Raw genomic sequence first — 22,434 nt, forward strand, 5'->3', positions numbered from 1 at the left:
GTTGAGAAGGTTGAGGCTGCCGCGAGCGATGTTGACATTATCCTCGTCCAAGTCGCTCGCGGTAGCCTCAACCTTCTCAACCTCCTAAACCTTCCTCAACCTCATTTCGAGCTAAAGCACGAAGCCGGCAGCCCCGCCCCATTGAACAAGTTCGGCGTAGCCGTATTGCCCCAGGCGTAACGCACCATTGTTGGTCGGGTCACCATTTCAGATTGTACTTCTACGATGTTTTCCTGGTTGATTTTGGCTTCGGCGGGGTGAAAAACGCCGTCTTCACCAGCCAGTTCAAAGTGGGTGATTTTGTCGCCCTTGAAATTCAGACCTTCAGCATTGGAGAAATACACCAACATTTGACCAGCCCTGGCCCGACTGTTGAGGTAAAGTGGCCCTGCGACTATGGCATTGCTGGCTTTGTAATGTTTCACCAAGGCCAGGTTGGCCAGGCGCAAACCCACATCTAGCTTGTTGCGCGGGTGGATATCGCTGGTATCACCAATGTCGCTGGTCACCACCATGCCAGTATTGGGTACACTGAGGGTGCGGCGTTGGGCGTCGCGCAGGGCTGCACCTTCGGCTGGGTTTCCGTAGCGGTAAGGGGCAATTTGGCAGTAATAGAATGGAAAATCCTGTCCCCATTTTTTGCGCCAGCTCGTAATCAATGCCGTCATGGTTTCTTTGTAGGCATACGCGGTAGTCACATTCGATTCGCCTTGGTACCACAAAGCTCCGGCAATTTTGAATTTGGTGATGGGTTCGATCATGGCGTTGTAGATGCGGGCAATTTCGGTAGGACCCCAGCGCACGGGTTCCAGTTTTTTGGCCGCAGTGCTGATCAGGTCATTGTCGTCAAATGCATCGCTGGGCATCCAACATTCCGCCGGAGTACCACCCCAGCTGGAGTTGATCATGCCGATGGGCACTTTCAAATCGGCTTGCAATTTGCGGGCAAAAAAGTAGGCTACGGCACTGAAGTTTTGCATGCTGGCCGGGCTACATTCAGCCCATTGCCCTTCCAAGTCAATTTGGAGTGTCGTTGCAGTACGGTGTATCACCGAAAAAAAGCGGATATTCGGGTAATTCGCTTGTTTGACTTCATCCTGCGCACTATTGATGCCCATATTGGCCGACCATTCCATGTTGGACTGCCCAGAACAAAGCCATACCTCGCCGAACAGTACATTTTTCAGCACAATCTCATTGTAGCCCTTGATGGTGAGATTGTAGGGCGTCATGCTACCCTTTGGCGTTTTGACAAAAACCGACCAGAGGCCTTGATTGGTGGCTTCGGTATTGAGCGTGTTGCCGTTCCAAGGGGTGTTGATGCTGATTTTTTCCATTGGTTTGCCCCAGCCCCAAATGATCAATTCGCTGTTTTGTTGCAAAACCATATTGTCGGAAAAAATGGCCGGCAGAGAAACGGCCCAGGAGAGCTGAGCCAACACCAAAAGGCAGAGTGTAGAAAAATACTTGATTGCTTGTTGTGACATGATAAACAACTGTTTTTGATGCTAAAGATGGTAAAAATTTAGCACCCACCTTCGGCGATGTAATTAACCTTCACTAAAGATGAACAATTTGCCGAAAGTGGGCAACCTGGAACCCGTTTTTCTTCAACTCCTTCAGTTGTGGACTCCTTGGGTTCAGCAAGGGGTTGGTATGATTGAGGTGAAGGAAATAGATTTTTTGCTTTTCTGAAGCCGAAAGATCATTAAAACGCTGCATACTTTCCACTACAAAGGGATGGGGAATTTCGGACATGTTGCGGTAATTGAGTTCGGCGTTGTCGTAAAAAGTAGCGTCCAAAAAAGCGTAATCCACCTTCTTGATCTCCTCCACAATGTCCAAAGACCAGCGTTCCCATTTGTCGATATCCGGGATAAACAAGACCGATTTATTGGGGCCTTCGATGCGATAGCCCACCGTTTCGGAAAACTCATCCCGGTGCGGTACTTGTAATGGGGTAACCTGAAGGTGGGAGGACAAACGTTGTGGTTCCAGGTTTTTCAGCCCTTGTATCACAATGTTCTTCAAGCTGATCAATTGGCTCCAGGGGCCGTTTTTTTCCAAAAACTCCTGCATTTTGGGCATGGCATACACTGGAGTTGATTTGGCATTCATACTTTCCCGCCCCAGGTACATCAATCCGCTGTAATGACCAATGTGGGCGTGGGTCAGAAAAATTCCACTGGGCGTTTCTTCCTGGCTGAAAGGGCTGTATGTTTTGAGCAATTTCATTTGTCGGGGCAAATCCGGGGTAGCTTCAAACAAATAATTCAGTTGGTTTGCCGGGTCGATCAAACCAAGGGAGACCACCATCCGATTGGGGTCAGGTTTTGAAAAAAGGGTTGCGCAACAGTCTTTGGTGCAGCCCGCATGAGGTGATCCCGCATCCTGGATGGTGCCCAAAACAATCAATGCAGGCGAATCAGCCGGATCAGGTTGCACTGATAATAGCAGTAAAGCATTGCAAATCAGCACCAAATAGACTATTTTCATGTTTCTGGTTTATTGCCACAAAAAAATGTAACGCATCCGACAAATTTCCATACAACCAGAGCAGCCCTTTCCTCCATCTTTACCCGCAAAAGCCCCAGCACGCGCTTTCTCTCACAAGCTCAATATACGGCGATCTTATTTTAGTCCGCCAACTCTCTCCTAATAACCACTTTGGTATTGCCATGCCCGGCTCGTAGGTACGGACCTGCTAGCACCCGGAATTGCTATGCCTGTATGTGAACTGACAGCTTTGACCCGCTGCTCAGCCTGGGGATTGTATGCTCATTATTGACCTTAAAAATAATTGAATGTGAGAAATTTAACCGACTTACTACTTTTTACCTTCTTGGCCATTTGCGTTGCTGCCTGCCAGCAAAGCACCATCATCGGGGAGGATTTGATTGATGAAGACAATACTCAGGTGCAAGAAATTGATAGCCTGAGTGTTGAATCGGCAAGTTTATTGCTCGATTCCATGTACACCACTGATGGCACTCGTTTATTGGCCGGTGCTTACCACGATCCTTACCTCGGCAATATCAATGCGCAATGTTTTTTTAATGCGGACACGCTTGGGCAATTTTCTCTTGATGACGACGACAATTTGCGCTTCGACTCCTTGAGTCTCTCACTGCGGCAGGATTATGAATACCCAGCTACGGATCACCTCCAAAGGTTGGCGGTGTATATACTAGAAACCGCACTGGATGATGAAACCTTCTATTTTAACGATTCCCCCGCACCTGGCACCCTCAATAAAATTGGCAGTGCCCGCTTCAATACCCGAACGACGCGGAGTAAACGTTTCAACGTTCGCCTGCCAGATGCATTGGGACAATCTCTGTTTAAGGTAGCCAAAGGCCAAGATGATCTTTTGCTGGAAAACGTGTTAAAGGGCATAGCTCTGGTGCAAGAAGGCGACAATGAAGGCCAATCGGTAATGGGCTTCCCAAGTGACAGTGTACAAATTCGTTTGTATTACCACAATCAAAAAACGGATGAAGCTGGCCAGGTAAAATTAAGCCTAAAACCAGGGCGCCGCTTCAATCGCATTACCAGCGATCGCGGCAATACGGCGATCAGCGAACTGACTCAGCAAGGCATACCACTTCCTTCCGCACAAAGCAAACACGAAACCTATATCCAGGCAGGGGTAGGCATCTGCACCAAACTGGATTTCCCCACTTTGCGCAGCATCCGCCAAAACCGCAAGATAAGTGTCAATCTGGCTTATTTGGACATTCAGCCCCTCAAAACCAGTTACCAGGGCAGTGATTTGTCTCCTTTGGAAAACATCTACGTGTATTCTCCTACGCACAAAAACACTTTGGCAGAAACCTACTGGAGCTCCAGTGACATCAACCCGGTCAGTGTGCGGCGCACGGTAGACCCCCTCACCGGCAATTCCAATTTTCGCATTTACCTAACCGACTACGTCCACGACATCCTCCACCAGGACGCCGATGATTACGAAGGGATTTTGTTGTACGCCCCAGTTTTTAGCACGGGCCTCAACGAGGTAGGACGTTTGGTAGTGCCCAACCAAAGCCTTTCGCGAGAGGCCCTCAAATTGCATGTAATTTTCACCGTAATTAAATAAACAACAATGCTTTATCAACCGACTTTAACCCGTTTTTCATGGGGCACGCTGATGCTCCTGCTGCTCTCACTAGGATTGGGTACGCTGAGTTGTAATCTTGATAGTGATGATGATGACGATCCTCTGGGAGATTGGGAACAGATCAATTCCGGTTTTCCCGGGGTTGGGCGCAATGCCGCCGTCAGTTTTACCATCGATAACGTCACTTATGTTGGCCTGGGCTTTGATGAGGACGGCGAACGTTTGAGTGATTTTTGGGCATATAATCCAGAACAGGGGTATTGGGACAATCTGGGGCGCCTCAACACCGATGCCCAAGCCCGTTTTCCGGGATCACCACGCAATAGTGCCGTAGCTTTTGCCCTCAATGGCAAAGGTTACGTGGGCCTGGGCGATAATGACCAGGATTACCTCGCCGATTTTTATGAATATACCCCTGCTACCCGTAGTTGGCGCAAAATCGCTGATTTCCCCGGTGGTGCGCGGCGCGGCGCGGTTGCATTTGTGATCGGCGACAAAGCCTATGTGGGCACCGGTTACGACGACAATTACCTGGTAGACATGTGGAGTTATGAAAGTAGCTCTGATTCCTGGTCGCCCGTCCGCGATTTTGGCGGCTCCAAACGTGAAGGGGCTACCGCCGTTGTTTTTAATGGCAAAGCCTACGTTGGTTTTGGCAACAGCAATGGGGTAGCTCAGAAAAACCTCTATACTTTTGACCCACAGCAAAACAGCTGGACGGAAGTGGAAAGTTTGCGCGATGACGACGACGATGATGATCAGGTGAACATGGAGTCACGCATTGCAGCCAGTGCTTTTGTGCTGGGTCAGCGTATCTTTTTCTTTGGTGGCACTACCGGGGGGTATTATCTCGGCGATGTTTGGGCTTATGATCCTGCCTTGGATACCTGGATTGAACACACTGGACTAAGTAACGATTGTGGATCGGCTCGTGCCACAACCATTGTATTCAGCTACGACAATGTGGCCTACCTCACCACCGGGACTGCGGGCAGTGGGCGATTTGACGATCTGTGGGTCTTTTCACCGGATGCGGAGCAGGTGGATTGTGATTGAATGTCAGAACTTTACTCCAGCAAGGACCATAAGATAGGGTTAAGTTTGCTAAAAATGGGGTAAGCTCCGTTTTCCTTCAGCAAATGAAGATGGCACTGCGGGTGAGCGGTGCCATCGTTTTTTTAGGGCTTGGATTTGCCTTTGTGATTCAGGGTTTTTTGAATTTTTTCTTCTGTTCGTTTCTTTTCCTTAACGGTTGGCTAGACGATCGGCCGGACCCCCAGCGCAAGCTGGGCAGCTAGCGCGGGTGTTACTTGTCGTTTTTATATTTTCCCATATGCTTTTAGAATTCTATAGGTATCTCTCCCGTCAATAATACAATACCATGTCAAATTACCCCTTAATCTAAAATTTTCAACCTTATTTGCAATATCCCTTATTACGTTATCAGAGATATTTCCAATGTATTGTATTACAAATAATTGAGCAGGGGAGTCTACTAAACGTAAAATTTGATCTCCATTTTTGCCACAATCACCAATTTGCAATTCATTTGATTTTGTTCCGTTACCCTTCAATAAAAATGCTGTTGGAATCCTAGTCCCATTAATTTTCAAGTTTGATGTGTAGAGGTCGTTTATTTCACCTCCCCAGTCTTTTTTATGGAATGGAACATCCAAAATTTTTTCAAGAGCAATCTGAACTTCATCCTCGGTTAATTCTACTCTTCCATTTTTCAGTTTGCCAGAGTAATTTTCAGATTCATTGGTTATTACTTTGCTAAAACTGTCAATTTCTTCAATATTGATCCTAGATTCAGTTTTAATAAACTTAGATACCCAACTCCGATATAATTCAAAACCAAATAGTTTGCAAAGCATCACATAATTTTCCTTGTAATTTGGCTCTATTCCCTTCGATAGGGCGTTGCTTAATTTATTAAATACTTGAAGTTCGTCTTCAGACTTTATGTTTAATAAATCTAATAAGTGATTAGACTTTGATTCTCCCTTCAAGATAAGGTTGGTTAGATCAAATTCATTCTGAATGAAATCCGGACTTATAGTTTTGAATCGCCTAAGATAAAAATCTGTTTTAAGAGTGCTAAAATGACTGTGCTTAGCTACTTGAACGGCTTTTTTAAATTTCACATTTTGCCTTGCTTGTTGTACAATTGGATTTACACTATCTTCCTTTACGATTTTTACTAGATCAGAAAACTTCAGACCACCTAACAGACTTATTGATGACAATTCCTCATCTTTTTGTTTTACATATTCTGTGAATTCTGGTTTGTCCATATTTTCAAAAATAAATTCCATTAAATCATTGTCGCCTTCGAGCAAGGCTTTGCTCATGTTATAGTTGATGCGATCACCAATTAATTTGAATTCTGGATTATGAATGAATGGCTGAAGATTCAAATTGGGTAGTAGGCCACTTAGAATTTCTTGTTCTTCTTCTAGAAGATCATCCCGTAACTTCAGTACATTTAGTACTGACGTAATTTCTTTTATACTAAAAACTTTATTCTTCAAACGAAGAACTTCAAATAGTTCCTCAAAAGACAAATCATGTATGTCTTTTTCTTCGATAGGATTTTCAATGGTTTTGATCTTTCTCTTCATTTTTCTTTTATAGCAAGTGACGGTATCGTGTATGTGGCGTAACTGCGTTTAGCTGCTATGAACATCATACACAGTGTTGTGCTTAGTATTCTTTTTTCAATCATTTCGTAATTTCCGAAATTCCTATAATTACAATTAGTATTCCCAAACTAAGTATGAGGTACAAAACATAGGTTAACAATGACCGCAGTAGTATCTTCATTCGATTTCCATTATCAAATAATTGCCAAAATACCAAGATTGCATAGCACACAGCAACTACTACTGGCAGTAGCTCAAAGAGTTCGCCACCAATAAATTTCTTTAGAACTGTAAATATTGAGTATATAATTGCTTGTTGACCCGTTACATATGAATTTACAACTAAGTGTTCAATGTAATTCTTTCCTGCCCCCCAAAAGCTAATGAACGAAGCAAAGGAAAAAACAGGAATTAGCAATAATGTCGTGTAAGCATAATTCTTCGAAAACCAAGTTAAAATCTCTGGCATTTCTTCTTCATTAGAACCACCTTCTGCAAATCCTGATATTAAGTCATCCATCCAAGTGTTTTGCCCAACCATTTTCGACATAATGAAATAGATTGTCGAAAATGTGATTAAATATGCAATTGGTTTAAAGTGCTTTCTTCTTTTACCATTTAAATATTCTCTTATACTTTTTCCTGGTCTCGTAAAAAGTTGGAATAGAGTATAAAAAAAACCTCTATCTATTTGAAAAATATCTTCTATTAACTCGTTCAATAAGCTTGACAGAGTAATCCTACCGACATTCGATTTTTGCCCACAATGATTGCAGTATTCTCCCTCTACAATATGTCCGCAATTTTTGCAGTTCATTTTGTCATTTTATTAAGCACAACTCTTGCAATACCGCAACTACCCCTCCTCTACCCCGCTAAAGTTACAGGAAAACACGTAAATAATGCATCGAAATTGCTCTGTTTTTTTGAGACAGTGTGCAAAAAGACCTGAACGATTGGTGAGCGGTGGCCAAAGGAACCATTTTTTAGCATTCGGGAACAATTGGTAAATATCGGGGAAACATCGCCTAGCTTCTCACCCTCCTTCGCACCTATCTTTGTATCATCAAAACGAACAAAATTCTTTCAAACTTAAAATTGAAAAAAATGACACATTTCACCGTCCCAACCAAAAGCGAGGTTTCCGAAAGCAACCAAGCCATCTTCGATAACCTGCAAAAAGGCCTCGGCTTTGTACCAAACCTCTACGCCACCTTTGCCCTAAATGACACTGCGCTGGCCGATTACCTTACCCTCCAAAACCGCAAAAGCACCCTGCGCGCCAAGGAACGGGAGGTCATCAACCTCGTTGTGAGCCAAGTAAACGAATGCCTTTACTGCCTGAGTGCCCACACTGCTTTGGGCAAGATGAATGGCTTCACAGACGAGCAAATCCTCGAAATCCGCAGCGGGGAGGTAAGTTTTGACGCCAAATTGGATGCGCTTGCCAAATTCGTGAAAGATGCTACGATCAAGCGGGGCAAACCCTCTGCCGAAGTGGTCGAAAACCTCTTTGCCGTAGGCTACAACAAAGCCAACCTGGTGGATATCCTTATCGTCATTGGCGACAAAATCATCTCCAACTTCCTACACGGAGTGACCCAAATCCCGATTGACTTCCCAGTAGCGCAGCCTTTGGAAGAAGTGTACTCCTGATTTCATTTTTTAAAAAGGCGGCTCCCGGTTTGGGTACCGCTTTTTTGCTTTTTGGGAAAAATTGGTAAACATTTATGAAAAATTGGTAAGCGGCTAGAATACTTTTGGAGGTAGTTTTGTACCACCTAAACCAAGTCTAGTGACTCCAAGTTAATGCTTGATACTGCCAAATTCATCACTCATCATTCACCACTCATCACTATTTTTCCATGTCAACCAAAATCAACATCAAGAGCCTGCCCATAGGATACCAGTCCATCATCTCCAACGGTCGACACTCCATCGTAGGCGACGAACCGCTCACGAGCAAGGGCACCGATCAGGGCTTTTCGCCTGAAGACCTCCTTCTTTCTGCGCTGGCTTCCTGCAAAGTGGCGACCGTGCGTTTTATCGCCCGCAAAAAAGGCTGGACGGTACGGGACGTGGACGCAAAATTGGAAATGTCTGTGAAGCGCAACCCCGACCGCAGCCTCGCCACCACGGTAACGGTGCAAATGGAAATTGAGGGCGACCTGAGTGCCGAACAACGCGCCGAACTGCTGCATGAAGCCGATAATTGCTACGTCCACCGCATGATAAAGGGTGAGTGGACAATTGAAAATGCTGTACCTTTCGGAGAAACAGTAGAAGCCTGATGCGCTATGAATACCACGACCCAGCTTCTGGCGGGCAGCTCCTGATGACGAGCGACGAACCTGATTTTGCCCGTTACTTTTTTAGGGAGCGCAACAAGCTGTTCAATGCCCTCGTCTGGAACCGGGGCGAGGCACAATCGCTGACCATTGACGAGCTGCGCTTCGAGGTACCTGCCAATGCTTTTTTTGCGCTCAACGTCAGTCATTCCTTCCGCTTGGAACGGTCGGAGGATGCGGTGATTTGGCAGTTTAATAGGGAGTTTTATTGCATCGTCACGCATGATGCGGAGGTGTCATGTTCCGGGCTGCTCTTCTACGGATGGCGGGAGGGCGAGCCGATTTTTTTGAATGAAAAAGATATCCGGAGCTTCGGGCTGCTGGTGGAGGTTTTTAAAGAAGAATTTCAAAACCAGGACAATATTCAGGGAGAAATGCTGAGGGTCTTGCTGAAAAGACTCATCATCAAACTGACCCGTCTGGTAAAAACACAAGCCCACGCCGACGTTCTTTCCGTTAACGAACTGGACACCGTTCGTCAGTTCAATATGTTGGTAGAAAACCATTACAAGCGCCTTCACCAGGTGCAGGAATACGCTAACCTGATGTTCAAGTCGCCCAAAACCCTGAGCAACCTTTTTACAAAGTACAGCGAGAAAACACCCTTGCAAGTCATCAGTGAGCGCATCTTCCTCGAAAGCAAGCGACTGCTGCTCTACACCGACAAGCCCGCCGGGGAAATCGGCTACGAACTGGGCTTCGGTGAGGCGGCGCATTGTAGTCGTTTTTTCAAAAAAATGGCGGGGGAAAGTCCGTCGGAGTTTAAGCGGTCATTGGTGGCTGGGAAAAAAGGTCAACAATGACAGTCAAAAAATTTGAGATTTAGAAACACATCCATAAACTCCATTCGGACTTTGTCATTCTCCTAAAATCGGATACTTAAACGTCGAATTCAACTTCACCCTTTTCCCCGTACTCGCCGACTTCCGTGCCGCCTCAATTACCTCCAACACATGTAAGGCGTGTTCCGCCTGGATGCGCGGCTCTCCACTTGCGCCTGCCATGTACTCGGAGATGACGGTGGCCCCCATTTGCCAGACATAAGCGCCCGGATCGGGCACATGACGCACCGTTTTTTCGTTTTCCAAAGTCGCCATGTCTACTCCAAAAGGTGCCCAATCGTAGCCAATCAAGTTCATGTTGCCACCGCTGCCCCAGATGGAGATGGTCGGTTTTTCCTGCCCTTTGCCTTCGTGGCCATAAGGATCAAAGTAGTTAAAACCACACTGTACACTGGAAATGACGCCTTTGCCGTGATCCATCAGCACTACGGCATTGTCTTCGGCTACTACGTCAATTTCTCCTTTGTTGTCCGTCTTGCGTTTGGGAGTTACGATGCTGGTCATGGCGGTGATGTACTTGGCTGGGCCCAACAAACCCGTCAAAGTAGCCAGGTTGTATACGCCCAAATCGGGCAAACTGCCACCGCCTTTTTCATAAAAAAACGCCGACCAGGTAGGCCCCAAATGCCCGTAATGCGCGTGTGCAGCGGCGATACGCCCCAGTTTTCCAGCCTGGATTTGTTGGGCCATGAAAGCAAATTGAGGACTATTGACCACCGCCGGGGCACCCCAAATGCGCAAATTTTTAGATTTGGCCAAGTCAAGCAAGGCTTTCCCTTCGGCGTAAGTATTGGCCATCGGTTTTTCACTCCACACGTTGCGGTCAGCCAGTAGGGCCTGTTTGTTGAGCCGACCGTGTTCCTGCATGTCGGTAAGGTTGAGCAGGAGGTCGAAGGGTTCGCCCGCCAGCAATTGGTCGATGTGTGGGTACCAATGTTTGATGCCGTATTGTTCGGCAGTTTTTTGCGCCCGTTCGGGAATGATGTCGCAGGTGCTGACCAATTCAACGTGGTGCGATTTGGAGATATGGGGCAGGTATTGGGTGGAGACGCTCCCGCAACCAATCACACTGACGCGTACTTTTTTGACAGGCAGCGGGCTGCTGGCTTGCAAAAGGCTGGGTGCAACGACACTGGCCGCACCCACTATCGCGGTTTGTTCGATGAACTGGCGACGGGATAATTTTTTAGGCTTGCTCATGATGCAGATGTTGATGGACTGAGAGGTTATTACTCCACGACAATACCATATTTCCCCAAAAGCCCGATTACATTCTGTCGGGAAAATTTGGCTTTCTTGATGCGGTTAAAACTGGGATCAATGGAGAAATTATGGGCAGTACGCAAGTCAGCCCCTTCCAAAATACTGTCTTCAAAAACAGCAGCATTCAGGTCGCTGTTGTCAAAAATGGCGTTGCTCAAGTCGACCTCTACAAAATCCACGCCTTCCAATTTGCAGTTCTTAAATACCGTGCCGGGAATTTTTAACTGATAAAATGCGCTGTAATTCAAGCTGCAATCTGTAAAAGTGAAGGACAATAAAAAGGGGTTGCAATAATCAAAATGTAAACCCAGCAATTTGCAGGCCTGAAACTCCACTTCACGAAAAGTACATTGATTCAACTTGGCCATGCTGAAATCACAATCGACAAAAGTGCATTGTACAAAGGTAAATTTGGACAAATCCACTTTGGCAAATACACATTGGGAGAAGGTACAAGCTTCGTATTCGCCTAGTAATAAGGTCGTTTCGCTGAAATTTTCACCGGTAAATTCGATCTTGTGTTGGTAAGTCTCATCCATAAGTTGCTAGTCTAGTCCTAATAGGTCAAGATACAAATCCATCATTTCTTCGGTCACCACTTCACCTCTGAAGTTTTGGGCGTATTCGAGCCCGGTTTTGATCATGTTGTGGCGAAAAGCATCGTCACTCAAAATGCGTTCGATGCCCGTGGCGATTTCCGCAGGTTCTTCGGGATCAACCAACCAGGAAGCTGGCCCTGCTGCCTCGGGCAAGGAAGACACTTTGGAGCTGATCACCGGCGTGCGGCTGAACAAAGCCTCGATCACCGGAATGCCAAAGCCTTCCCAACGCGAAGGGTACAGGAAAATCCGGGCCTTTTGGAAAATGGACGGCAAGTCATCATTGCTGACCTGAGTGAAAATGACCCACTCGCTCAACCCCGCTTTTTGCAGAAATTCCAGCACCTGAGTCTTGTATTCTTTGCCCTCGCCAATGACGACGAGCGGTATACGCATACTCTGCGGCAATTGGGCCATGGCTTGGACAATGCCCAGCAGGTTTTTGCGCTCAGAGATGGTGCCCACGTAGAGCATAAACTCGGCGGGGAGCTGGTATCTGGCCAGAATGGGCTCTATCAACTTAGGCGACTTTTCCTGCATGAAACGCTCGTCGCAAGACTGGTAAATCACCTTGATTTTTTCGGGTGGGATGTCGTAAAAATGCACAATGTCTGCCTTGGTGCTTTCGCTGATCGCCACAATGGCATCGGCTTGTTGGCAGGCGTAATTGAATTTGAAGTCATACACCTGGCGGTCAAAAAAGGGGTAATAATCCGGCCGGTGTTTGAACACCAGATCGTGAATGGTCACTACCGATTTGATGCGGGTGCTGTTGATGCCCAGCGGCAGTTCATTGCTCAGGCCGTGGTACAACTGGATTTTGTGGCGCTTCAGCGCGTAACGGATGCTGTAGCTGCGCCACAACATGCGCTGGTATGGCGAAGGGCTGTACGGTGTAAAGGAGGCACTGCTGGTAAAAAACTTGGTGTCGGCCTTGCGCTCAATACGGGGAGAAAAGAGGAAATAAGCGTGGTCGGGGTAGTAATAGGATAGGTTTTTCAACAAGGTACGGCTGTAATTGCCTAAACCGGTGAAGTTGTTAAAAAGCCGTTTGGCATCGTAGCCGAAGCGCAGCATGTAATGGGTTATTGGTTATGACCCATGAAGATAGGGGGTTTGGAGGGGATTTGGGAGGATTCGGGGGAAATTATTTATGGTGTCTAGAAATGAACCCAGTTTGTTGACCCGAACAACCCCCAACCACGGCAGTGGTTGAATCTTGCATAGCCGCGGTCGTCCGCGGGTTTTAGAGGTGGGTGAGGGTTTTAACAACCGCGGCAGCGGTTGAACTGATCAGCGCAGAAATTCAACCGCTGCCGTGGTTGTAGACGCCTGGCGTTCGTTGGTGTCCGCAGATGAACGCGGCTATGCAAGATTGAATCGCTGCCGCGATTCTGGGGTGACACAAAAGTTGATTCGTTTTTGGGGTAAAAAGTGTATTTTTGTATGAAACAGCATCAAATTATCTCTATGTTCCGTATAAGCGAACTTAAAATATACAACATTGGCTCATTTGGCCGTCTAACCTTAGAGTTCAAGAGACCCAAGGAGTTAAAAAATAAGGCCGAAATTCACATACTAACAGGGGAAAACGGAACTGGGAAAACTACTATTTTGGAGATAATGGCAGCACTCATACAGCCCGATAATTTCAAGAATATTGCTCCTAAGCGTCGATCTACCAAAGAATACAGTCTAAGTTTAGTCCTAAACAAGGAAACTATTGAAATAGCTGAACATCCTTTAAACTTGCACAAAACACTAGGAAAAACAAGTCCATTGGTAACTAACCGGTACTGGAAACCTTATGACAATCCAAATCTTCCTTTTAGTATAGCCTTTTTTGCTTATTCTGGTCATCGTCGTTTTGAACATAAAAAGATTGATGGTGTGAAAGAAATTGAAGCCCATCCATTTGAACATGCCTTAGATTTTCAACAATCAATTCAATCAGAAAATATCCTGCAATGGATTGTAAATAATAAATCAAAAAGCGCACTAGCTCAGGTAGATGGAAACATAGCTGAAGCAGATCAATTTCGCTTCAATATTGATAAGTTAGAAACTACCGTTTCTGAAATTATCCAGAAGCAGATCAAGCTTAGTATAGAAAGGAATCCGTTCAAAGTAATTATAATAGTAGGAGGAGAGAAGCTAGAATTCAACCAACTACCAGACGGTCTCAAAAGTATCATTTCCTGGATTGCTGACCTTCTCATGCGTATGGATCGCGTAAAATGGGAAAACGACACCCCCGTTTTCGAGCGCAACTTTATCCTTTTTCTCGATGAAATAGAAGTACACATGCATCCCGTATGGCAGCGCAAAATTCTGCCTGTGGTGCAGAAACTTTTCCCGAATGCACAAATTTTCATCAGTACCCACTCCCCCTTTGTGGTAGGCTCTGTGGATGGAGCCTGTATACATAAATTAGTGAAACCGAATGGAGATAGTAAGTTGGCGGAGGGCTATCCGATCTTGTCCGAAGATGAAAAATCCTATGAATATTGGTTAGAAGAAGTTTTTGGCATCCATGAAAAATATGGGCTAGTTGCGCAAGACAAATATGAACGCCGCAGGGAATTGATTCGAAGACAAGAACTTACGCCTTCCGAGCAAGATGAGCTCAAACAATTAGACGAACAATTTGGAACCCTATTGCCAGAAGATAGCTCTCTTGGCCAAAGAATTGTGGAGCATCTGAAAAAGTTGAAAAATGAAAAAGCTGCATCGTAAAAATTATGATCAAGATAGATAAATCACATGCCACAGTTCCGCTTATTTTGGATAGAACCAATTCAAAAAGTAAAGGAACATTAGCTACTCAAGTTTTGGAAACTGAATATGATGCAGGGAAACGAACCTTTGAATTCGACTCAAACATTTATGGACACACTGATGTAAAACAAGCACTTATTCAACTTCAACATGGGAAATGTTGTTTTTGCGAATCTTTTGTGAGGCATATCGCACATGGAGATGTAGAGCATTTCCGTCCCAAAGGAGGGTATCAGGATAGTACTAGCACTACTCTACTTCGCCCAGGTTACTATTGGTTGGCCTATGATTTTGAAAATTTATTTTTGTCTTGTCAAGTTTGTAATCAGACCTACAAACGCAATTTTTTCCCTTTAGCTGACGACGCAAAAAGGGTTAAGTCCCACCACAATCACGCTGATTTGCATTTAGAAGAACCTTTAATTGTCGATCCGACTAAAGACACCCCAGAAGACCATATTTATTTCGATCAGGAAATCCCAAAAGGTATAGACGACAAAGGAACTTTAACCATAGAAAGGCTAGGCTTAGACAGAGATGAACTGAATGAGTACCGATTTAGTTGGTTGAAAAACCTTCAAGACATTGCCAGACATGCGGCTCAAGGAGATATGATATCGTTGGAACTTCTAAGTGAAGCCGCTCAAAACAAAAGTGTTTTTTCTTTAATGGTGCGCAGCAATTTTCCTTTTTTGCAAGGCATTTGAGCTGATCACCTAATCCTCCCCGTACTTTTCCCTTCCAACCATCCCTCCTGTCCATTCGCCAAACGCACCTTATCCCAACTCCCGATTTTGTCCAAATAGCCCACTTTGGTGCCTTCGTGCAAGGTTCGAATTGCCGGACTAGCTTGCTCTGGCCCAATGCGCAGGGTCGCTTCTTTGCTCAAAATCACTCCGCTGGGGTTTTGATGATCATGCCAATAACTCAAGGCAGCGGCCAGCATCACAAAAAAAGCTAGGGCCAATACTCCCCTTGCTACCCAAGGCATCCAGGGGGCAGTCGGTTTGCGGCGGATGTACCAAAACAAACCCATACCCAACCAGATCAGTACACCAAACGTGATCGCCCAAGCATTGGGGCTCATGATCCATTGGGGTTGCAGAAACCAGTCCCACCATTCGGGGGCTGCGCTGTGGTCAATTTGGTCGGTGAGTTCGCTGCGCACCTGTTCGAGGTTGGCGAGGGTGGCTTCGTCAGTGGGTCTCAGGCTGAGGGCTTTTTCGTAGTAGAGTACGGCTTTGCCGAGTTTTCCGGCCCGAAAACAGGCGTTGCCCAGGTTGTAACACAAATCGGCGTCGTGGTAACCTCCCTGGATTAGTTTTTCATAGGCAGTTACGGCATCGGCATAGCGGCTTTGCTGGTAGGCTTGCTGGGCTTGTTGGGCAATTTGGATGGGCGTTTGGGCAAAAGTAAAGCCTAAACAAGTCAGCGTAAAGAAAATTATAATAGTCAATCTATTTTTCATCATCGTTGTTGATCTTGATGCGGTTAGCGGGGCCGATGCGGTTTTGCGGCGTAAGTACCACAAATATGTCTTCACGTTTGCGCGGGCGAGAATCTACTTCCCAACGGAAACCCTTCAAACGCAAAGTACGGTGATTGGTAGTCCCCATCGGGCTAAGCACCGATTTGGGATCGGTGATGAAGGTGATTTTTTCCACCGCATTTTGCGCACCAAAGCGAATCACCATTTCACTACACTCCGTTTTGTTTACCCCCACATAAGCCTCAGAATCGTCTTTGGCGTAATAAACGACCTCAGCATTGCCAAAGGCATCCATTCGTTTGAGGTTGCTTTCCACAAAATAGGAAACCACGTTTCGAGCCTTGATCTGGTTAAAATAAGTCCCGTCCGAGATGACTACAATGAAGGAGTTACTCCTCATGATGATTTTATCAATCTTTTTGTTCTTCATGGTGAGGTAAATCGTATCAGCGGTAAATTGGCTGGTGTCCGACCACACAATTGGATTTCCGTAGAGGGCAAACAAAGAATCGCGAGTGGAATACACCATCGAGTCACACACCGCTTGGAAGTCCTTTTTGTAAATCCGGGCATTGTGGTAAGCGTGTAAAATGCGGCTGGTGTCGGTTTGCATGGTATCTTTTTGCACCACAGCCAGGGAGTCGTTTTTCCCAACCGACAAAGTATCCTTCGACTTGCTCGGCAAACTATCTGCCTTTATCGCCAGGAGGGTATCTGCGGATAAAAACAGCGAATCCCCCTCTACAATCGTGATGAGTTCCGGTCGCCCCCTCGAACCACCTGACGCTTTGAGGTACCCATTTTTTTTACCATAATCGGCTCGCATTGCATTGATGGAGAGATCCGCAGCAGTGTCCCGCCACATCACATTCCCGGTGGCGACCCCAAGACCAATAGCATCATCAAAACCCATTTGGTCGGCTTCCATCAAGTTAGGTGGGTCGCTGACGTAGGTGCGGCCCAGGGTTTTGAAGGTGCCTTTTTTGCGGTTATAGCTGATGATTTCGGAATTGATGTCCTGTTCTTTTTCACGGTAGCGGGCGTTCCCCTTTAAAAAAGTGGTGTCTTGTAATTCGTCATACCGGATCAGGTCGCCAATGGCCAGGCGGGTTGAGTCTTCCACTCGAGCGTTGCCGCGCAGGGAGTAGATCTTGAGGTTGTCGTCGTAGGTGATGGTATCGGCCTCGGCTTGTTGGTCTTTTTTGACGTACTGGGCATTGCCGGAAAACTCGGCGCGGTTGTTGAGCGTGTCATAAAAGCCATCTTCACAATACACTTGGCTGCTGTCGTTGGTGATGACGGTTGGTCCCAGGAAATCGACTATCTTGGATTCGGTGTTGTAGTTGAGGGAGTCTGCTTTGAGGCTAAAGCGAGGCCCAACTGCAGTTACATTTTCCCGAAAATGCACTTCTTTGGACGCCACGTAGTAATACCCCACCTTACTTTTTAAAGAGAGTGAATCACTGACCATCGTAGCGTTGTTGGTGTAATAGGCTACGCGGGTATCGGTGCGGTAGTCGAGGCGACGGGTATAGAGTTTGCGGTTGCCATTGACCAGGATAACTCGCCCCAAGAGGTTAGCAATTTTGGATTCGCCGTCGTATTGGGCTTCATCGGCAAAAATTTTCAGCGAGTCGCCTTGCTGGATCACTACCTTTCCATAGGCATAAACCTGGGTTTCGTTTTCCACCGTGGCTGAATCGCAGTACATGTAAACGCTGTCTTGCTTCAGCTCTACTTTGCCTTTCAGGCGATTGATGGTCGTTTCACCTCTGGTTTCGTATACGGATTTGTCGGAGTAAAGAATGATCACCCGACTACCTTCTCTGCTTGCGCCGGGGGGTTGTGCTTGTATATGGGCTATTCCGGTCAGCATCCACATCACTCCTAAAAGCCAAAACTGCCTATACATTTTTTTTACTTAGTAGTGGGGAAAAAATAAGTGTTCATTTTTCTTGAGCCAAAGGATTAGATAAGACACTTGAAATGAAACGTTTTCTTATCTAATCCTTTGGCAAAATGAACACTTATTTTGTTATCGCCCCTTAATGATTAATCAATCAGCAATTCTGCTGCCTCTTCTCCCACCAAAGTACCAATAACTCAGTCGATTGATGTTTTGTTGTAAGTCCATAAGCGTTTAAAGTTGTTGTGATCACAACAACTCTTTATCTTCCGCCGCAAATATCACTATTAAACTACAATATCCCTTAATCTACAGCTATGATTCAGCGAATTCAGAGCGTTTTCTTTCTGCTGGCCGGGGGGCTTTACCTCGGATTGTTTGGCGTACCTTTTGCCGAAACCAAACAGGCAGTGGCCCAATCGGCCTTTTTAAGTGATGCTGTTTATGGCGTCCAGGATCATGTGGCGCTGATGGCAGCCTTTGCCGTAGCAGGAGCCCTATCCATTGCAGCGATTTTTTTATTCAAAAATCGGGCGGTTCAAATGCGGCTGGCGGTGTTTTCTACCATTGCGGCCATTGTGGGCAGCATCCTTACTGTGGTGTTGTTCATGCAGGAAGGGCTGAATAAAAGTAAAGAAGCCATTAACGACGGCCTGGGCTTGTACATGACGATTGCGGCGCTGGTGTTTACGCTGCTGGCTTATCGCTTTGTGAATAAGGATGAGAAGCTGGTAAGGTCGGCGGATCGGTTGCGGTGATAAGAACAAAACTACATAGAGGGTTGATAACCAATCGGTCATCAACCCTTTTATTTACAAATCAAACACCCTATATTTAGGCATTCTCTTCAACCAGTACTGTCACGTCTGTAGCCAAGCAGTAAATTCCCGCACTACCTTGCAATAGACCATAACACAAGAAAAGCCCGGCAGTGGTCAGGCTTAAAACGGCCTTTACTGTTGGAGTGCCCTTGTCTAATTTAGTTGCGAAGGAACTTATCCGCGACAAAAAGTTACACAACTTGCTCGTTTCGTCAATAATGGCTAAACTACGAGTTGCGGAAGATTCATCTTCGGATAATTCATAGAAATGCCAGGCACTAGGTAGAATTGATACTCCTGCAAGGATAGCATCTACAGCTGACCCAACCAATACTGCCGTGGTTTTACTTTCCTCCGATTTAAGCTTTTTCGCTCCAATTCCAAAGCCGATTTTTGCTACAATGGTTAAGAAAACGCAGCCAATTCTGGTAAATTTCATAGGCTTGTTAACAATAGAAAGTGGTTGAGCAAAAAGGGCGGAAACGCCCATACTGGCCAAACTAATTAAACTATCGATGGTAACTGCACTGGTGAATACTCCTTTGTATTTAATAGAAAGGTTGTCTACTGCACTTAAGACAGCAGATATACTACCTGCAACACAGGAAACGAAATGTGAAACCACATAAAGGATTTGTTGGTCTGCTGGATCAAGGTCAATTAGCCCACCCAACTCAGGTTGGGTTGCCAACATCATCTGTTGAGGATTGGTATTAAAAGCAGCACGCAAGGCATTTACATCTTTCGCATTGATAATTTTGCTGCTAAAACCATCATCTTCAGAGAAAGGAGCTTCCCCTTTGACGACCTTATACATAATGGTTGCTGGCACAGCAGCTACCAAACAAACAATGTCCAACAAGGAGAAATTGATGCCTGCGCCAAAAATGTCTTCCAAAATATCGGATAAGACGGGAATCCAAATGGGTTGATCCAAAAGTTCTATAGCTGCTGTAGCTATAGATTTAAGTACTTCAATGACCATATCAATCAGCACTTCCGCAGAATTAAGAATGGTATCGGCAATGATGGCAGTCAGCGTTTTGATGATTTCTACCAAAGTCAGCGATTTATACTTGTCATCATCCAACAATTCTGACTTGATGCGAGCCACCATGTCTTTTAATGCATCCGATTCACTTTCAAAGGCAGTTTTGATTTCATTCAAAAGATCCTCGGCTAAATCGGTCACGGTGCCAATCACCCCTTGTTCTTGCCCATTGCTGACATTGGTAGTAAAATGGGATTGCAAGTACATATTGGGCGAAGTATACAAGCTGGAATAATCAGTGGTGGATTGTGCATAATTCATGGACTCATTCCCATTTTCCAGTTGGCTTGCCCAAGTATCAGGCGCTACGTCCGCCCAACTATCAATAGTTTGCACCAATTTTTGAATTTCCGCATCCACAAACGCCTTGATGTTATCCAATTGGTCGACCCCATAATTCAGGTTCAGCACCATGATGTTTTTAAATACATCCTTGGTGCGCATGAAATCATCCCAGGAGAAGAGGAATTTCAAAAATTCATACAAATCCTTCAATACCGTTTTGATGGCATTGAACACCAACACGATGGCGCTGATCACTTTATCAATACAATCAATGACAAAACGATAGGCAATGCCCTCGATGGTCACGATGAAATGCCAGGCATCTTCAACCGCAGCGATCATGTAATCATATACTTCCGTAGCAGTATCCACAATCCAATTGACAAAATCGCCTGCAGCAACCAAAATGGTTTGGGATAAATCGACCAAACCGGAATCCAACTGTAGCGTTGGGGTCACTCGGCTTAAGCCTCCTGGTCGGACCGAAAACATCATGATGTTTTCGACAGGAATTGCGGCCAAGGTAGCTGCACTGGGAGTGGCAGTCGAGGCCACCGAACCATCCGCTGGCAAAGTAGTTGAGATGGAACTCAATTGATTGATGGAATCTACGACGGCCTGTTTGTCATCGTCTGAGGCGTTTGGATCTACCAGCGGTTTGGAAGGAGTAGTAGCGGTCCCCGATTGGATTTGTGCACTATTCAGCGCATCAACGGTGTTCAAGGTGGCAATTTGCTGCGTAGGCCCATTCATGGGATTAATGCTGATGTAGGTGCCATCTGCCTGATAAACTTTGTAAGCATTACCCGAAAGGTTATCGGCCATGTCAACAATGGTAATGCTCCCAGCCGGATTGGTATTGACTGGAATCGGCGTTTTATCCAGCACATAATACCGATTGTTGAGGTACACACTGCAACGATAAACCGAGGCTAGCGGAACCGTATAATTGGGTACTGGATTGTTGTTTTCATCCAACACCTGAATTAAGGTAGTATAAGAACTGATTTTAGTCGCTTTGACTGACGGATCTAGCGGTGGAAGTTTGATGGGCTGAAAATTCCAGATCGTGGTTTCGGGTGTTTGAGTTGCCTTTTGGAGTAAATTGTTGCCCACGTGTGCAAAAAAAGTATTGCCATCATTCACCCGATTGACGTAAGGGGCCACTTGTTCCACTCCAGAAAGCAGAATCAAAGGATAAGACCAAGCCGTACTGTCCTGGACATTGGCTTTGGGGCAAGAAGTATAAAAAATCTGCTCTGCACGGTTAAGGCCCCATACAATTACTGCATCAGAACTGGTACTGGCAAAGAGATTGACTACATCGTTAAACAGTAGGTTCTGAAAAACCGGCTTTGAGGTCGCCCCATCGTACTGATTATCCGCTGAAAAATAATGCAAGGCACCAGCTCCAGCCATAAAAACATCGGTACATCCATTAAGGCTTGCTGAAGCAGTGACCGCAAAAGCAGTGACATTGACAGGCACCGTCAAACGACTGGGGGCTGCGGGTGCATTCGGATTGTGCCGGTCATATACATTGAACAAAGGTGCATAAATCAACTCGTTGGTACTGCCAATGGTACCAAAAGTGTAAATGCCATCAATACCCTCCTGGTATTTTCGACCTACTGCACTGCTGATCGAACCTGCCGTTAAATCAGCTGACACATCGTGGGGATTCCAGAATTGGCCGGACGTTACCGTTTTGGCAAGGTCGATGTAATACCTAAAAATGATGTTGCTTCCATCACCGGGGTTTCTCAACACATCCACAACCGGGTATTCGGCAGGGGTATTGGTACTTGCCTCTGCCAGGTAGATGTCTTCAATAGCCAAAACAGGCATGGAATGGGTGGCGTCGTCAAAAGGAATCGCAGTCCAGTGGATGCCACTCGTCCAATCCAATTGACTGTCCGAATTGCCTAAAGAAAGATACAAATAATCATTGCCATTGACGGTCACGGCCAGCGCAATGTCAATTTTGCCATTGGTGATATTTTGGGCAACAGCAAAGGTTTTGGCTACAATTGTGGCATTGCCATAATATTGACTTAAAGTTGAACTTTGATCAACTTGTTCCCACCCTGTTTGGCTATCGCTTTTTTCCTGAATCAGGTAAAAAACCTGATCTGTACCAATGGAGAATAAAAGAGAGTGACCGTCCTGGGTTTGTAAGGATTGGAACAAAGACTGAGGAGAAATCAACTCCGATTGCAGATAGTTATCCATCAATTCTGATGAATAAGTCATTTTTACACTCATGACTATAAAATTTTAACCGTAATAA

Annotated in this window: 18 protein-coding genes; 8 read left to right on the plus strand and 10 right to left on the minus strand. The window is 45.7% G+C overall.

The genetic code is table 11. From position 1 onward, the window contains the following. Positions 1 to 101 precede the first annotated feature (101 nt). Together ACEW9O_RS19960 and ACEW9O_RS19965 are read right to left on the minus strand one after the other, a co-directional pair. Positions 102 to 1,487 (minus strand): sialate O-acetylesterase, encoded by a 1,386-nt coding sequence (locus ACEW9O_RS19960; protein WP_373551961.1) that lies wholly within the window; start codon positions 1,485 to 1,487, stop codon positions 102 to 104. Between the two features lie 73 nt (positions 1,488 to 1,560). Continuing rightward, positions 1,561 to 2,496 carry an MBL fold metallo-hydrolase gene (locus ACEW9O_RS19965; RefSeq protein ID WP_373551962.1) on the minus strand — a complete coding sequence of 312 codons (936 nt, stop codon included), beginning with the start codon at positions 2,494 to 2,496 and terminating at the stop codon, positions 1,561 to 1,563. A 310-nt stretch (positions 2,497 to 2,806) separates the two neighbouring features. Between ACEW9O_RS19965 and ACEW9O_RS19970 the strand changes: the two genes are divergently transcribed. Next, a complete protein-coding gene (locus ACEW9O_RS19970) occupies positions 2,807 to 4,096 on the plus strand; it encodes a DUF4270 family protein (RefSeq protein WP_373551963.1) in 1,290 nt (429 codons plus the stop codon). Between the two features lie 6 nt (positions 4,097 to 4,102). Next, positions 4,103 to 5,173: a Kelch repeat-containing protein gene (locus tag ACEW9O_RS19975; RefSeq protein WP_373551964.1), complete on the plus strand. Its 1,071-nt coding sequence runs from the start codon at positions 4,103 to 4,105 to the stop codon at positions 5,171 to 5,173. A 263-nt stretch (positions 5,174 to 5,436) separates the two neighbouring features. Here the strand turns inward: ACEW9O_RS19975 and ACEW9O_RS19980 are convergent, their stop codons facing one another. Next, positions 5,437 to 6,741 (minus strand): hypothetical protein, encoded by a 1,305-nt coding sequence (locus ACEW9O_RS19980; RefSeq protein ID WP_373551965.1) that lies wholly within the window; start codon positions 6,739 to 6,741, stop codon positions 5,437 to 5,439. 100 nt (positions 6,742 to 6,841) lie between these two features. Beyond that, a complete protein-coding gene (locus tag ACEW9O_RS19985) occupies positions 6,842 to 7,579 on the minus strand; it encodes a DUF3667 domain-containing protein (RefSeq protein WP_373551966.1) in 738 nt (245 codons plus the stop codon). Positions 7,580 to 7,869: 290 nt separating this feature from the next. Between ACEW9O_RS19985 and ACEW9O_RS19990 the strand changes: the two genes are divergently transcribed. From ACEW9O_RS19990 to ACEW9O_RS20000, 3 genes are all read left to right on the plus strand, one after another. Beyond that, complete coding sequence (locus tag ACEW9O_RS19990) at positions 7,870 to 8,418, plus strand: carboxymuconolactone decarboxylase family protein (protein WP_373551967.1); 549 nt, start codon at positions 7,870 to 7,872, stop codon at positions 8,416 to 8,418. A 209-nt stretch (positions 8,419 to 8,627) separates the two neighbouring features. Next, complete coding sequence (locus ACEW9O_RS19995; RefSeq protein ID WP_373551968.1) at positions 8,628 to 9,053, plus strand: OsmC family protein; 426 nt, start codon at positions 8,628 to 8,630, stop codon at positions 9,051 to 9,053. Further along, entirely contained in the window at positions 9,053 to 9,913 is an 861-nt protein-coding gene (locus tag ACEW9O_RS20000; RefSeq protein ID WP_373551969.1) for a helix-turn-helix domain-containing protein, read from the plus strand. The genes ACEW9O_RS19995 and ACEW9O_RS20000 overlap by 1 nt, the downstream gene beginning before the upstream one ends. Before the next feature lie 54 nt (positions 9,914 to 9,967). Here ACEW9O_RS20000 and ACEW9O_RS20005 read toward each other — a convergent pair whose 3' ends face one another. Genes ACEW9O_RS20005 through ACEW9O_RS20015 form a run of 3 tightly spaced genes read right to left on the minus strand, consistent with a single transcriptional unit; the run spans position 9,968 to position 12,891 of the window. Beyond that, a complete protein-coding gene (locus ACEW9O_RS20005) occupies positions 9,968 to 11,152 on the minus strand; it encodes a Gfo/Idh/MocA family protein (RefSeq protein WP_373551970.1) in 1,185 nt (394 codons plus the stop codon). A gap of 29 nt (positions 11,153 to 11,181) precedes the next feature. Continuing rightward, positions 11,182 to 11,754 carry a pentapeptide repeat-containing protein gene (locus ACEW9O_RS20010; protein ID WP_373551971.1) on the minus strand — a complete coding sequence of 191 codons (573 nt, stop codon included), beginning with the start codon at positions 11,752 to 11,754 and terminating at the stop codon, positions 11,182 to 11,184. A gap of 6 nt (positions 11,755 to 11,760) precedes the next feature. Beyond that, entirely contained in the window at positions 11,761 to 12,891 is a 1,131-nt protein-coding gene (locus ACEW9O_RS20015) for a glycosyltransferase family 4 protein (protein WP_373551972.1), read from the minus strand. 369 nt (positions 12,892 to 13,260) lie between these two features. On the opposite strand from ACEW9O_RS20015, the gene ACEW9O_RS20020 reads away from it, so the two are divergent. Then, positions 13,261 to 14,550, plus strand: coding sequence for an AAA family ATPase (locus tag ACEW9O_RS20020; protein WP_373551973.1), 1,290 nt, complete (start codon positions 13,261 to 13,263; stop codon positions 14,548 to 14,550). Between the two features lie 5 nt (positions 14,551 to 14,555). Beyond that, positions 14,556 to 15,299 (plus strand): hypothetical protein, encoded by a 744-nt coding sequence (locus ACEW9O_RS20025; RefSeq protein ID WP_373551974.1) that lies wholly within the window; start codon positions 14,556 to 14,558, stop codon positions 15,297 to 15,299. Positions 15,300 to 15,304: 5 nt separating this feature from the next. On the opposite strand, the gene ACEW9O_RS20030 is transcribed toward ACEW9O_RS20025, so the two are convergent. Then, positions 15,305 to 16,048, minus strand: a complete 744-nt coding sequence (locus ACEW9O_RS20030; RefSeq protein ID WP_373551975.1) for a tetratricopeptide repeat protein — start codon at positions 16,046 to 16,048, stop codon at positions 15,305 to 15,307. A gap of 1 nt (position 16,049) precedes the next feature. Then, positions 16,050 to 17,993, minus strand: a complete 1,944-nt coding sequence (locus ACEW9O_RS20035) for an OstA-like protein (RefSeq protein WP_373551976.1) — start codon at positions 17,991 to 17,993, stop codon at positions 16,050 to 16,052. Between the two features lie 311 nt (positions 17,994 to 18,304). Between ACEW9O_RS20035 and ACEW9O_RS20040 the strand changes: the two genes are divergently transcribed. Further along, positions 18,305 to 18,745, plus strand: a complete 441-nt coding sequence (locus ACEW9O_RS20040) for a DUF4293 domain-containing protein (RefSeq protein ID WP_373551977.1) — start codon at positions 18,305 to 18,307, stop codon at positions 18,743 to 18,745. Positions 18,746 to 18,821: 76 nt separating this feature from the next. Here ACEW9O_RS20040 and ACEW9O_RS20045 read toward each other — a convergent pair whose 3' ends face one another. Then, positions 18,822 to 22,409, minus strand: a complete 3,588-nt coding sequence (locus ACEW9O_RS20045; RefSeq protein WP_373551978.1) for a hypothetical protein — start codon at positions 22,407 to 22,409, stop codon at positions 18,822 to 18,824. Positions 22,410 to 22,434 lie beyond the last annotated feature (25 nt).

It is taken from the genome of Haliscomenobacter sp., assembly GCF_041740695.1.
Taxonomy (GTDB): domain Bacteria; phylum Bacteroidota; class Bacteroidia; order Chitinophagales; family Saprospiraceae; genus Haliscomenobacter.